The organism is Paraburkholderia sp. HP33-1 (assembly GCF_021390595.1).
Classification (GTDB): domain Bacteria; phylum Pseudomonadota; class Gammaproteobacteria; order Burkholderiales; family Burkholderiaceae; genus Paraburkholderia.
The window spans coordinates 675,844-688,567 of record NZ_JAJEJR010000001.1; the positions used below are offsets into that span (position 1 = coordinate 675,844).

Here is a 12,724-nt window from a genome sequence, read left to right on the forward strand (position 1 = left end):
TGCGGCCATTCGATGAAGGAGAACTTACCAGGGCGAGCGATAGATGGCGGGCTTGCCTGCGCCATATGGATCGGCGTAAATGTTTTTCGGGGCGCCCTGAAGGAGCTGGCCCTCGGCTGCGGTCGGGCGCCCGGGCCCAGGCTGACCTGCTACGCGTATCTGCCCATTGGCGGCCGCCGCCGTCTTGCGTTGTGCGTTGCCGCGCGCGCGTTGTGCGCGAGCGTCGCGATCCGTGCCCGTCATGCGTTGTTCGTCGGGCAGGGCGGCGCGCTGCGCCTCGTCGGTATCGCCCTGCGGCGTATCGCCACCTCCGTACTCAGCCGGTGCGCCGAGCAGCTGTTGTTCGTTGGGGCGATTTGTTGCGCGCCGGTCGGCGGGAGCAGGCAGCCCGGCGCCATCATCGTTGACCGCCGCCGCGTCCGGTGCAGCGGGTGCCGCGTTGTATTGCGCGAACGCCGGCAGCGCGCATGTAGTGACGGCGACAAACAGCCATCCAGCAGCGTGTCGGATCGAATTTGTCATCTTGGTCCCCCGGGAAATGCGTTCGAAAAAAATTTATCGTGCGCCAACCTTGACATGCGCAGCCGCCAAAACGCTTGCCTGCGCGGCCACCGCGCAAAGCTTCGGAGGGCGATGCAGCAAAATACGAGCAGGTGGCTTCGCATGCCTGCATATGGATACCACGGCTCGTGCCTGGGGAGTATGTGATGGATAACGTTGCCGACGATCAGCAGCGTGAATGTGTGCCACCCGCCGAAGCGGCGCGCGAGGATGGACGCGTGATCGATCTGAGTCTGGCGGGAAAGGGAAACTATCAGGCCCGCCGCAGCGTTCTAGTCGAGCTCGTCTGGTTCGTCCTTGAAGCGTGCGTGATCAACAACAAGCTGCTGCCGCTGTCGTTCGTGCGGGTCGGCTTGTTGCGTCTGTTCGGCGCAAAGATAGGCGCCGGTTGCAGGTTCGTGCATCCGTTGCGCGTGAAGGCGCCGTGGAATCTCGAGGTCGGTGACAAGTGCTGGTTCGGCGTCGATGTCTGGATCTATAACCAGGCGCCGATTCGCATCGGGTCGAACGTATGCATTTCGCAGGGTACGTTCCTCACAGCCGGGTCGCATGACATGAGCACGACGATGGATCTGCGCGTCGCGCCGATCGTCATCGAGGATGGTGTGTGGATCACGTCGAAGTGCGTCGTGCAAATGGGCGTGACAATCGGCCGTTCGGCGGTAGTGACGCCGTTGTCGGTCGTGCATCGCTCACTGGAAGCGGAGGGTGTGTATGGCGGAAATCCGTGCCGCTTCATACGGAAGCGTTTTGTTTCCACTGGAGTAGGTTTGCGCTGCACCCCGCATTCTGCGCATTGATCGACAGCCATCGCCAGTGTCAGTTGCTTCATCACGTTTTTACTTTCACCGTTGCTTGACCACACTACAACGAATGACAGCCACGAAACGTGGACTTGATCAGCATTGCATAGAACTATAAATCGGACTCCATGGCGTTCGCGTGAAGCGGGCGTCGGAACCGGGGGGGCACTGGAAGTTGGGCTCGCGCCGTGAACTGATCGAAGCCCGTCTGGCGACGCCGACGACGCGGACGGGGTCAGTGATGTGCTCGGAATACATGACAAAATGGGGAGCAGCGGATGTTTATCGATACTCGAAGTGTTGAACAAAATACTGTGATTACAACGACGGTCTGCATCATCGGGGCCGGAGTCGCTGGCATCACGCTGTCGCTGGAATTGTCACGCGCAGGCGTTGAAACCTGCCTGCTCGAGAGCGGCGGTTTCGGCCCCGACGATGAAACCCGCGATCTCTCTCGCGGCGATAACGTAGGCTTGCCCTATACCTTCGCGGACGGTTCGCGCAGCCGCTTCCTGGGCGGCAGCAGCAACTGCTGGGGCGGCTGGTGCCGGCCGCTCGATCCCTGGGACTTCGAGAAGCGCGACTGGATCGCGCACAGCGGCTGGCCGTTCGGCCTCGACGAACTGGCGCCGTACTACGAGCGCACCCACGAGTGGTTGAAGCTCGGTCCGAACAACTTCGACCCTGCTTATTGGGAGCGCGAGATCGGCCGCCCGGACGTGCGTCGCATGCCGCTCGGCACCGGCGACATGCGTGACACGGTCGCGCAGTTCAGCCCGCCGATGCGCTTTGGCAAGACGTATCGCGGCGAGCTGGCGAACTCGAAGCGAGTGCGCGTCTTCCTGTACGCGAACGTGCTCAGCATCGACGCCGATGCGCAGGGCACGACGATCAACCGCGTGCAAGTGGGCACGATCAGCGGCCGACGGATCTCGGTGCAAGCGCGGATTTTCGTGCTGGCCACTGGCGGCATCGAGAATGCGCGCCTGCTGCTTGCATCGAACGGCGTCCACGCCACGGGGCTCGGCAATGCGAACGATCTGGTTGGCCGCTACTTCATGGATCACCCGCGGATGATGGCGGGCAAGGTACGTTTTCGTGAGGGCGTCCCGCGCAACAAGCTGTACGACGTCAAGTATCACTACCAGAACGCCGCGGTGTCGGCGCACGGCACGAAGATCTCCTCGCAGTTCGCACCGAAGAAGGAATGGATGGAGCGCGAGAAGCTGCTGAATTCACGCGTGTGGCTCTACTCGAAGTGGTACGGCGAAAGCAGCGCGGCTTCCGAGGCGCTGATCCACTGCAAGGAAGCCCTGATGAAGAAGGACCAGCCGGGCCGCAGCCTGAAGGCGGACGTCGCGACGATGATCGCGCACCCGCTGCAAACCGTCGGATATGCCCTCGCGCGGCTGTTGCAATCGCCGGCGCTGATCACCCACGTGACGTTGCAGGCCATCGTCGAAGCTGTGCCTGATCCCGATAGCCGCGTCACGTTATCGGCCGACAAGCGCGACCACTTCGGCATGCCGCGCGTCAAGGTGGACTGGCGCCTGGGCGAACAGGTCAAGCGAACCTTTGACAAAACCTTCATGCTGTTCGCGCAGGAATTGCAGATGGCCAAATTCGCGGACGTCGAACTCGACGCGCCGCTTGAAGGCCGGCCATGGCCGGCACAGGTGGAGGGCACGTGGCATCACATGGGCACCACGCGCATGCACGAATCGCCGCGCGAGGGCGTGGTCGACGCTGATTGCAAAGTGCACGGGATCAGCAATCTGTATGTCGGCGGCAGCTCGGTGTTTCCGACCGTTGGCGCCAATTTCCCGACCATCACGATTACCGCGCTGGCGTTGCGTCTGGCCGGTCATCTGGTGCGGCGGCTCGATGTACCGGACGCGGTCGGCAAAACGGAGATCGACGCCGCCAACCGCCCGGCCGCGTCGATCGACGTGCCGTCCCAGGTCGAGACGCTGTCGATCGCGGCGGGAGGAATCGGCCCGCAGGCTCAGTGAGACGTCAGGAACGGAACCTGAAAAAGCTAGCGGCTTTGCTGCGCGGTTTCGCGCAGCGCCGCGATCTGCTGTTCGCGCGCGTCGCTACGGCTGCCATGCGTGTCCAGCAGCGCGGTCAGCGCACTCACCATGGCGTCGATCCTGAAGCGTGAACTGTAGGTGAGTGCGGCTTGCGTACGCATCGCCTCACGTGCCGGGGGCGAGAGTTCGATCCAGCGCAGCAGATTCTGTTCGGTGCCGTCCACGGTGTCGGCGGCTACCAGTCCAGCGCCGTCTGCTTCAATCTCGCGCCATACGTTGACCTTGTCGGAAATCAGCACCGGCAGTCCGCAACCGAGCGCCTCGGCAACCGCCACGCCGAAATTCTCCTGGTGCGAGGGCAGAACGAACACGTCGCTCGCGTGAAACGCGCCCCACTTGAGGTCGCCCTGCAACATGCCCGGCAAGCTGAGGCGCTGCGCGATGCCGGCTGCCTCAGCCCGCGCGCGCAGTGTCGGGAACCAGCCGGTTTCGTCGGGACCGGCAATCACAAGATGCAGCGCCGGATCGCGACCGGCGACGCGCGCAAACGCGTCGATCAGCAGATCGCAGCCTTTCTTCGCATGGACGCGGCCTAGAAACAGCACGATGCGTTTGCCGCGCAACTCGGGGACCGCTTGCAGGAACGCCTCGCGCACCACCGCCGGATCGACGAGCGGCACTGTCGTGCCGAACGGCACGATCCGTTCTTTCGCGCGGTACAGCCAGAACGACTGACGCGCGCGTGTGCGTTCTTCCTCGGTCGTGAAGATGACCGCGCGGGCGTCGCGCAGCACGCGGTATTCGGCCCACGGCCAGTACAGCCATTTCTTCAGATGCTTGAGCGGATAGGCTTCTTTGAACCACGGGTCGAGCATGCCGTGCGCGTAGACGTAGTAGGGCACGCCGCTGTCGTGCAAGGCCCGCCATGCGGCAAAGCCGTGGTATTGCCACAAGCCATGCACGATGACCGCGTCGAAGCGTTTCGCGTTGGCGGCGAGCCACGGTACGAGCCGCTTGCAGTAGCCATAATGGCCGCGGCTGGGGCCTAGTGCGTGGACCCGAAACGGAAAGGTCGCGAGGTAGCCGTCACCGGGATCGTCACAGGTCGCCACCTCGATGTCGTGTCCGGCCTTCTGCATGGCTATGCTACTGCGATGCACCCCTTCAACCGGGCCGCCGCCGCGAGGATCGACACTGGGAAGCAGATGCAATATTTTCATTGGGTGATATCCGGGTGGTGGGGACGTGGCGTCCGCGCAGGACGTGGCACGAGCGCGCCGAACTGGTTGGGTGTGGCCGCGGCGGAGCTTGCGCGCGTCCGCAGCGCAAGTTGCAGGCGCGCGTGAGTCGCGATCATCATTCGCGTCTCCGTGGGTCGATAGCGGATGGTCTTGCACTGGATCATTGTGAGGAAATCTCCCCGGTCGTTAGTTACCCCGACCGCATTCGTCGCTGAATGCCTGGATTCTGGCAACGGCGGCAAGGGCACCCACTGCAAGGCGCGCGCAGACCTGCGTATGTTGTCGGCCAACAAGCGCGTGCTGATCATCGACGTGCCGCAGGAAGCCGCATTCCCCGGCTCGGGGTACCAGGGCGCCTGTTACGGCTACGACAGCATCGCCGGTTGACGTTGCTGCCCGCCCGGCACGTCGCGTCGGGGACGGCATCGTCGTCGCTTACGTTGTCAAGCTGGATGCCTCGCAGCCCTTAGTGATGTGCCAGCAGGGCGCGGATATCTCCCGCCATTTCCTTCGACGGCTCCATGGTCTGCCGTGCATCGCCCGGCATTTCCTTCGACGCTTCCATGGTCTGCCATGCGGACTCGTGCGACGCGAGCGCGACCAGCCGTCGCGCGGCCTTGCTGCTCGAATCGATCTGCAACGCCTCGTTGGCGTTGTGCGATGCGCAGTCCCAATGTCGGACATTGCCGCAGCCGCGCGCGAGACTGAGCAATGCGTCCCGTTGCTGTTCTAGCGTGCTCACTTCGGCGCGCATGCGGCGCGCGTCGCGATTGTCGGGTTGCGCCGTGATTACCGCGGCGAGACGCGCTTTGGTCGCCGACAGATTGCCCCGTTGCAGATAGCCGTGCGCGGCTTTCAGATTCCGCTCTGCGTCGGCGCGCAGCTTGTCGGCTTGCGTGAGCGGGGCGGTCGTCGTGTCGGTGTTGATGTTGGAGTTGGTCGACACGACTGCCGTGCCGCGCGGGGTGGGCGCGGAGATGGCTGCACTCGGTGGCGTCGTTGGCGCTACGGCGTGCGCGGTCGCATTGACGGGCTGTGGCGGTGCGGTGTGTGCGGTCGCAATGATGGGTTGGGGCGCTGCGGTGTGTGCGGTCGCAATGACCGGCGGTGGCGCAACGGTGGGTGAGGTCGGAATGACGGGCGGTGTCGCTAAGGTGCGCGCGGTAGCAATGGCGGGCGGTGGCGCAATGGTGTGTGCGGTCGCAATGACAGGCGGTGGCGCGACCGTGTGCGAGGTTGCAACGACAGGCGGTGGTGGCGGCGCGACAGGAGCCGCGTGCACGGGCTCCGGTTGCTGCCGCGCGACGACAACGGGACGCGGTGGTTGCGCGACGACCGCCGCGGGTCTCGGCGCCGCGGCTTTGGGAGCCGCGGCAACAGACCGCGCCGCATTCCGCGCCGCGTTCTGCGCAGTGTTTTGCGCGGTGTTGTCCGAGTGCACCGTGCCGAAGACCGTGACCGGCGTGTCGACGCTCGCATCGTCATCGTTGAGAAGAATGAAGCCGGCATACACGACGCCGAGCGTCGCGAGCGCCGCCGCGGCGAGCGCCATGGGACGCTTGCGCCGACGTCCGCCCGGCACGAAGGTCGCCTCGTCGATCAACTCGTAGGGGCTCAGCTTCGTTTGTGCGGAGCGCCGTGACGCACGGTCCTCTGGCAAACCCGCGCTCGCTGGCAGCGATTCGAGCTGTGCGCGCGGTGCGGCGAGCACTCGGGATCGTGCGGTGCGCTCGCCGCGATTGTCGGCCATATCTAACGAATCGATCGGCAGCGCATGGCACGCGGGACACGGCGAAAAGCGGCCGGACAACGGCACGCCGCAGTATGCGCAGTGATGGAAGAATGGCTGGTCGGAGGTCGTGTCGCGCGGCATGGCCGTCTCGCTCCACTGGCGCCAAAGGCCGGCGCCATCAAAAAGAATGAATGCGACGACGCTCGCAAGCGGCGTCGACCGGACTTACTGGACGACGTACCCGCGCGCCTGCATGCATGCCGCGTAGGCGGCCCAGTAGCGCGTCATCGGCGGCTCGGGCGCGGGCAGCGGCGGCAGCTTGACGTCCGATGCCGCGTTGGCCTGCAACGATGCGTCCGGTGCGCCCGACGCGCCGGGTTCCGCGCTCGCGCCTGCGGCCGTATTGGTCGCGGCTGCCGACGCATCTGCCGGTACGGTGATCGGGCTACGCGCACTGCCGACGCCGGCCATCGGCTCGCTCACGGCCTCCGACGTGCTTGCGCCATACGGCAGTGGTGTGGCGGAGAAGGAACTTTGCGGCAGAGGCGGCTTCGGCGGCGCGCCCGTCGACGCCCCTTTCGCCGCCGGCGCAGGGCGCGGCGGGATTTGCGGCTCGCGACGGATGTCGACCTTGCTCACGCGGGCCGCTTCCGCGTAGCACATCGCGTTGTCGATGCTCCGCTCGTAGGGGCTCTGACTTCGGATCGGATAGGTGACAGGTCGCCACGCGAACGCGGCACTGCTCGCCACCAACAGTGTCAGTACGGTATATGTTTTAAATGCCATCGCAGTCACTCCCGCAGCGATGTCTCGCCTTTTTGTGTTTGATTTAGTGTAGTGCTTTCGTTTTTTGCTTGTTGCGCGTCGTGTTCGAGCTTGTCGTTCGTGCTTGCTGGTCCTGTGCCATTGCACCCCGGACGGGCACGCCGCAAATGTTGCTTTGACGAGCGTAGCACCGTGCGCTGAGCACGCGATGCGTCGCATAGCGCGCGAAAACGCCATCGTGCAGTGCAATCAGGACACAATTCGCGAAGTTGCGTTGGAGATCGGGACAATCCCTGGGGTCTGTTTACGTAGGGAACGCAAGTGCGAATGCCCGCTATCGGCGCGCTTTGCACGGCGTTCTGTGTGTCGAACCGCATGCTTTTTGCTTCACTCAACGGTTTCGGCCAAAGATACACAGTTTTATGACTTTCGCTGAGTGGTCTGCTAACCGTCGAGTAATCTGCAGAGGTAAATCTGAACGGCTATTCGAGCATGTAACTGATTCGCGGAGCGACTATGGTGACCTTCAAGACTTTCGGACACTTCCTTTGGCTCGTCCGTAAGACGTGGATAACGCGTGGCCCGCGTTTGTACTATTCGCAGTTTGGAGAAGACGCAGTGTTGCGCGAGATAATCAGTCCCCGGTGCAATAAGGGGATTTATGTAGACGTAGGGGCATACCACCCTGTCAAGTTCTCGAACACACATGCACTTTATAAGCGTGGTTGGCGCGGCATCAACATAGACATGGATCCGGTAAAAATTGAAGCGTTTTCTCTTGCGCGGTCTGATGATGTCAATGTATGTGCAGCCATTTCCAGTGAGAAACAGCTCAAGGAAGTTTATAACTTCTCAAATTATGGGCTGACTTCGACCCTGGATCCCATAGTGGCAGCAGCGGAAGTCCAGAAGCCTATCTCCGTGCGGACGGTTGAAACCACCACATTGAACGACGTTCTTGAGCACAGCCCATACGCCGGTCAGGAGATCGATCTGCTCTCCATCGACGTGGAAGGTCACGATTACGAAGCCTTGCGGTCGATCGATATCAGCAGGTATAAACCAAAGATCATTATTGTGGAATCTATGCTGACTTCAATAAGGGAAGTCATAGATTCCGCCATATTTCGCTATCTGGAGGAGCGCAATTACCGACTGGTCAGCTGGACACATTTTTCACTGATCTTCAGGGTGGAAAAATCTCAAATCTTTCGCAATCAGTTATAGCCTTACAGTTGTGCAAGTGTTGTCCTTGCAGTCGCTATGAATTTCATCATCCCACCAGAAGCGACCGCGTCAATGGCCCGGACATACGCGGGGCGACTTGCCTGAAGGCTGACTATTGTCACGGCCCATGCTTACGGGGATTTCCCTGGGTTTGACGTTTCGAGTGGGCGCTCTGCGCCGAAGTCGCTGCCTCGTGACGGGCCGCCTTACCATTCGTGAAGGGCCGAATCTCAGTTTGATGCGTCGGTAAATTATTGTTTTCTTAGAGAAAATGCCGAGCGGCAGAGGTTCCTCACGGGGCCGGCTCAAGCCTGAGCGAATCACGTTCAAGGGTCAGTGAACGACGGCCGCGTTCCCCACTTCTTGAATTTGTCACTACCCGTCCATATAATTAGCACTCGCTGCACGAGAGTGCTAACAACATCGCCGGTTGGCTCGGCCAGCCGGGTTTTTCTCAGCGTTCTTCAGTCTCAATCAGAGAGGAGTATGTATGAACCTTCGTCCTTTGCATGATCGCGTGATCGTCAAACGTCTGGATCAAGAAACCAAGACCGCGTCGGGCATCGTGATCCCCGAAGCCGCAGCGGAAAAGCCGGATCAAGGCGAAATCCTCGCAGTCGGCCCGGGCAAGCGCGACGACAAGGGCGCAGCCATTGCGCTCGACGTGAAGGTCGGCGACCGCGTCCTGTTCGGCAAGTACGCAGGCCAGACCGTCAAGGTCGACGGCAACGAACTGCTCGTGATGCGCGAAGAAGACATCATGGCCGTGGTGCAGAAGTAAGCGCAACGTCGCTACTTCCCCGGTTATATCCAAAGAATTCAAGGAGTTAGAAGATGGCAGCTAAAGACGTCGTATTCGGTGATTCCGCCCGTGCCAAGATGGTCGAAGGCGTGAACATTCTCGCCAACGCCGTGAAGGTCACGCTCGGTCCGAAGGGCCGCAACGTGGTCCTCGAGCGCAGCTTCGGCGGCCCGACGGTCACCAAGGACGGTGTGTCGGTCGCTAAAGAGATCGAACTGAAAGACAAGCTCCAGAACATGGGCGCGCAAATGGTCAAGGAAGTCGCTTCCAAGACCAGCGACAACGCAGGCGACGGCACGACGACCGCTACGGTTCTCGCGCAATCGATCGTCCGCGAAGGCATGAAGTACGTCGCATCGGGCATGAACCCGATGGACCTGAAGCGCGGTATCGACAAGGCTGTTGCAGCTGCAATCGAAGAACTGCGCAAGATCAGCAAGCCGTGCACGACCAACAAGGAAATCGCACAGGTTGGCGCGATCTCGGCGAACAGCGATTCGTCGATCGGCGACCGTATCGCTGAAGCAATGGACAAGGTCGGCAAGGAAGGCGTCATCACCGTCGAAGACGGCAAGTCGCTGCAAGACGAGCTGGACGTTGTCGAAGGTATGCAATTCGACCGCGGCTACCTGTCGCCGTACTTCATCAACAACCCGGACAAGCAAGTCGCCGTGCTCGACAACCCGTTCGTGCTGCTGCACGACAAGAAGGTGTCGAACATCCGTGATCTGCTGCCGGTGCTCGAGCAAGTCGCGAAGGCTGGCCGTCCGCTGCTGATCATCGCGGAAGACGTCGAAGGCGAAGCGCTCGCAACGCTGGTCGTCAACAACATCCGCGGCATCCTGAAGACTGTTGCTGTCAAGGCTCCGGGCTTCGGCGATCGTCGTAAGGCGATGCTGGAAGACATCGCGATCCTGACCGGCGGCCAGGTCATCGCTGAAGAAACCGGCCTCACGCTCGAGAAGGCAACGCTGGCTGAACTGGGCCAGGCGAAGCGCATCGAAGTGGGCAAGGAAAACACCACGATCATCGACGGCGCTGGCGAAGCAGCGAACATCGAAGCTCGCGTCAAGCAAGTGCGCAAGCAGATCGAAGAAGCGACCTCGGACTACGACCGTGAAAAGCTGCAAGAGCGCGTCGCCAAGCTGGCTGGCGGCGTGGCAGTGATCAAGGTCGGTGCTGCGACCGAAGTCGAAATGAAGGAAAAGAAGGCACGTGTCGAAGACGCACTGCACGCAACGCGCGCAGCTGTGGAAGAAGGCATCGTTGCTGGTGGCGGCGTCGCGCTGATCCGTGCACGTACGGCAATCGCTGGCCTGAAGGGCGCTAACGCCGATCAGGACGCAGGTATCAAGATCGTGCTGCGCGCAATGGAAGAGCCGCTGCGCCAGATCGTCACCAACGGCGGCGAAGAAGCGAGCGTCGTGGTGGCAGCGGTTGCTGCTGGCAAGGGCAACTTCGGCTACAACGCAGCAACCGGCGAGTACGTCGACCTGGTTGACGCAGGTGTCGTGGACCCGACGAAGGTCACGCGCACGGCGCTGCAAAACGCAGCTTCGGTCGCTGGCCTGCTGCTGACGACCGACGCAGCTGTCTGCGAACTGCCGAAGGAAGACGCACCGATGCCTGGCGGCATGCCCGGCGGCATGGGCGGCATGGGCATGGACATGTAATTCCGCTCGGGCCTCGTGGTCCGGCCGGGTGGTCAAACCATCGCGGCTGGATCACCGACGAGGCCCGGTTGGAAGTCCATGTGGGGAGTGCGCCGCGAGGCGTGCTTCCCAAAAGAAAAAACCCGCATCAGCGGGTTTTTTCTTTTGGGGCCGGTGTTGACGCGGACGCCGGCGGGCGCTTCTGGACGCCCGTGCTCCGGATCAGGCGCGTACCGTGCGAGCGGTACGGTGAGCGGACGTTTCCAGACACTTTTCGCGCAGGTAGTGGAAGATCTGCGCGACGCTTTCCGCAGGGCTCTGCGTTCCCGTGTCGACGTGCAGGTCGGGATCGGTCGGCGCTTCATAGGGCGCCGACACGCCGGTGAACGAGCTGATCTCGCCAGACCTTGCTTTCGCGTAAAGACCTTTTGGATCGCGGCTCACACAGGTGGCGAGCGGGGCAGATACATAGGTCTCGACGAACTTGTCGGGTCCAATGATCTCGCGCGCCATCGCGCGGTCTTCGCGTATCGGCGAAATCAACGCGGTAATCACGATCAGGCCCGCGTCGTTCATCAACTGGGCGACGTGCGCGACGCGGCGGATGTTTTCGCGGCGGTCGGGGCGCTCGAAGCCGAGGTCGCTCGCCAGACCGTGGCGGATATTGTCGCCGTCGAGCACATAGCAGGCGCGACCGAGCGCGATCAGCTGCTCCTCGAGCGCGAACGCGAGCGTCGATTTGCCGGCGCCGGACAGGCCGGTTAGCCAGATCGTGGCCGGCTTCTGGCCGAACATGCGGATGCGATCCTGCACCGCGATCTTGCCGTGGAAGCGTTGCACGAAATGGGGCGGCTCTTTCATGTATGGGTTCTCCTGAATCTTCCGGCTCATTCGCAGTGCCAGCCTTGGCGCCACGTGCCGGCGTTGTGTAGGCTTTCGGTGGAATTCGCGGCCGTAGCGCGAAAGCCGTCCGGGATGCCGTCTGGCAGTGAGATCGAAAATCCGCTCTGTAAGCTCGGGTAGCCGGCGCCCGCTACATCGGCCCGTGGACGCTGCCGGCTTTGCGCGAACTCCAGATAGGTGTTGATCGGCGCGAGATCGAAGCGGCGGATCACCTCTTGCACGCGCGCGAGGAATGAGCCGTCGATGCCGAAAACCGTTGCGCTATAGACGTGCGGATTTTCAAGCTGATCTATTTCGGACTGAATCACGCGGACCAATTCGAGCGCATTCGAAAAGACGTCGCCCGTTTCTTTCGCATAGGATTCGATCATTCGATTCGCATCGCGGAACAGCTCGTAATCAAGGCTATTGTCGTCAATAAACCTTTGTCTTGTTGCTTCGCTTATGTGAGCTTTGCCTTTCGGCACTTGCAGCGCCATAGCCTCCGGTGTAGACACGCTGACGCCGCGTGTGATCTGGCCGTTCTTGCCGTTCGCCGCATACAGGTAGTGCGAGATCTGGCGTGAGAGCGGATCTCGCAGGATCGTGCAGTAGTTCACCGGATGTTTGATGATCCGATGAATGCCATACGGTAGATGGCCGCCGCCGACCTGCGTCTCGAGCAGCTTTGCGCGACAGTGTCCCCACCCATCCTGATCCCACACAAAGCTAATGAACTGGTCATTACCTTTATTCAAGTCGAAACACGAAATAACGGTCGAACCGCCGCATTTCGGTGGATGGATGAAAAATGTCGGGAAAGACATGTGGGGACATATGACTGGTCGTGATGCGTAAAGTCTAGACGTCCGCCGTCAATGACGTTGTAACGTTTAATTACGCAATTAGCCGTGCGGTTACGTGGGCCGGGCAAGCTTCATGCTGCTATGCGAAAGAGATTTGCGAAAGTACGAAATATGGACTGAGCGCCGCAGCATCGAGAGGCGAGCTGATCTGCGTTATCAA

At 61.6% G+C, this 12,724-nt stretch carries 12 protein-coding genes; 6 read left to right on the plus strand and 6 right to left on the minus strand.

Going from position 1 to position 12,724, the window contains the following annotated elements:
* Nucleotides 1-24: 24 nt before the first annotated feature.
* The gene (locus tag L0U81_RS03085) at nt 25-522 is read right to left on the minus strand and encodes a hypothetical protein (RefSeq protein WP_233800122.1); all 498 of its coding nucleotides are present in this window, start codon (nt 520-522) and stop codon (nt 25-27) included.
* Nucleotides 523-707: 185 nt separating this feature from the next.
* On the opposite strand from L0U81_RS03085, the gene L0U81_RS03090 reads away from it, so the two are divergent.
* Nucleotides 708-1,361, plus strand: coding sequence for a DapH/DapD/GlmU-related protein (locus L0U81_RS03090; protein ID WP_233800123.1), 654 nt, complete (start codon nt 708-710; stop codon nt 1,359-1,361).
* Between the two features lie 281 nt (nt 1,362-1,642).
* Complete coding sequence (locus L0U81_RS03095; RefSeq protein ID WP_233800124.1) at nt 1,643-3,376, plus strand: FAD-dependent oxidoreductase; 1,734 nt, start codon at nt 1,643-1,645, stop codon at nt 3,374-3,376.
* A gap of 26 nt (nt 3,377-3,402) precedes the next feature.
* Here the strand turns inward: L0U81_RS03095 and L0U81_RS03100 are convergent, their stop codons facing one another.
* Nucleotides 3,403-4,617, minus strand: a complete 1,215-nt coding sequence (locus L0U81_RS03100) for a glycosyltransferase (RefSeq protein ID WP_233800125.1) — start codon at nt 4,615-4,617, stop codon at nt 3,403-3,405.
* Between the two features lie 171 nt (nt 4,618-4,788).
* Between L0U81_RS03100 and L0U81_RS03105 the strand changes: the two genes are divergently transcribed.
* On the plus strand, nt 4,789-5,025 hold the full coding sequence (locus L0U81_RS03105) for a hypothetical protein (protein ID WP_233800126.1): 237 nt from the start codon (nt 4,789-4,791) through the stop codon (nt 5,023-5,025).
* A 79-nt stretch (nt 5,026-5,104) separates the two neighbouring features.
* On the opposite strand, the gene L0U81_RS03110 is transcribed toward L0U81_RS03105, so the two are convergent.
* Together L0U81_RS03110 and L0U81_RS03115 are read right to left on the minus strand one after the other, a co-directional pair.
* Nucleotides 5,105-6,511, minus strand: a complete 1,407-nt coding sequence (locus L0U81_RS03110) for a hypothetical protein (RefSeq protein WP_233800127.1) — start codon at nt 6,509-6,511, stop codon at nt 5,105-5,107.
* 84 nt (nt 6,512-6,595) lie between these two features.
* Complete coding sequence (locus L0U81_RS03115) at nt 6,596-7,156, minus strand: hypothetical protein (protein ID WP_233800128.1); 561 nt, start codon at nt 7,154-7,156, stop codon at nt 6,596-6,598.
* Nucleotides 7,157-7,651: 495 nt separating this feature from the next.
* Here L0U81_RS03115 and L0U81_RS03120 point away from each other — a divergent pair, with 495 nt between their 5' ends.
* The 3 genes from L0U81_RS03120 (at nt 7,652) to groL (ending at nt 10,837) form a co-directional block, all read left to right on the plus strand.
* Nucleotides 7,652-8,362 carry an FkbM family methyltransferase gene (locus L0U81_RS03120; RefSeq protein ID WP_233800129.1) on the plus strand — a complete coding sequence of 237 codons (711 nt, stop codon included), beginning with the start codon at nt 7,652-7,654 and terminating at the stop codon, nt 8,360-8,362.
* 490 nt (nt 8,363-8,852) lie between these two features.
* The gene (groES, locus tag L0U81_RS03125) at nt 8,853-9,143 is read left to right on the plus strand and encodes a co-chaperone GroES (protein WP_008923887.1); all 291 of its coding nucleotides are present in this window, start codon (nt 8,853-8,855) and stop codon (nt 9,141-9,143) included.
* 53 nt (nt 9,144-9,196) lie between these two features.
* The gene (gene groL, locus L0U81_RS03130; RefSeq protein ID WP_233800130.1) at nt 9,197-10,837 is read left to right on the plus strand and encodes a chaperonin GroEL; all 1,641 of its coding nucleotides are present in this window, start codon (nt 9,197-9,199) and stop codon (nt 10,835-10,837) included.
* A 201-nt stretch (nt 10,838-11,038) separates the two neighbouring features.
* On the opposite strand, the gene cysC is transcribed toward groL, so the two are convergent.
* A complete protein-coding gene (cysC, locus tag L0U81_RS03135; protein ID WP_233800131.1) occupies nt 11,039-11,677 on the minus strand; it encodes an adenylyl-sulfate kinase in 639 nt (212 codons plus the stop codon).
* 26 nt (nt 11,678-11,703) lie between these two features.
* A complete protein-coding gene (locus L0U81_RS03140; protein ID WP_233800132.1) occupies nt 11,704-12,525 on the minus strand; it encodes a hypothetical protein in 822 nt (273 codons plus the stop codon).
* Nucleotides 12,526-12,724 lie beyond the last annotated feature (199 nt).

Bases quoted from the DNA above. Each gene is read 5' to 3' on its own strand.
- L0U81_RS03095 (WP_233800124.1), top strand. From the start codon at position 1,643: ATGTTTATCGATACTCGAAGTGTTGAACAAAATACTGTGATTACAACG.
- L0U81_RS03100 (WP_233800125.1), bottom strand. From the start codon at position 4,617: ATGAAAATATTGCATCTGCTTCCCAGTGTCGATCCTCGCGGCGGCGGC.
- groL (WP_233800130.1), top strand. From the start codon at position 9,197: ATGGCAGCTAAAGACGTCGTATTCGGTGATTCCGCCCGTGCCAAGATG.
- cysC (WP_233800131.1), bottom strand. From the start codon at position 11,677: ATGAAAGAGCCGCCCCATTTCGTGCAACGCTTCCACGGCAAGATCGCG.
- groES (WP_008923887.1), top strand. From the start codon at position 8,853: ATGAACCTTCGTCCTTTGCATGATCGCGTGATCGTCAAACGTCTGGAT.
- L0U81_RS03115 (WP_233800128.1), bottom strand. From the start codon at position 7,156: ATGGCATTTAAAACATATACCGTACTGACACTGTTGGTGGCGAGCAGT.
- L0U81_RS03090 (WP_233800123.1), top strand. From the start codon at position 708: ATGGATAACGTTGCCGACGATCAGCAGCGTGAATGTGTGCCACCCGCC.
- L0U81_RS03140 (WP_233800132.1), bottom strand. From the start codon at position 12,525: ATGTCTTTCCCGACATTTTTCATCCATCCACCGAAATGCGGCGGTTCG.
- L0U81_RS03120 (WP_233800129.1), top strand. From the start codon at position 7,652: ATGGTGACCTTCAAGACTTTCGGACACTTCCTTTGGCTCGTCCGTAAG.
- L0U81_RS03085 (WP_233800122.1), bottom strand. From the start codon at position 522: ATGACAAATTCGATCCGACACGCTGCTGGATGGCTGTTTGTCGCCGTC.
- L0U81_RS03110 (WP_233800127.1), bottom strand. From the start codon at position 6,511: ATGCCGCGCGACACGACCTCCGACCAGCCATTCTTCCATCACTGCGCA.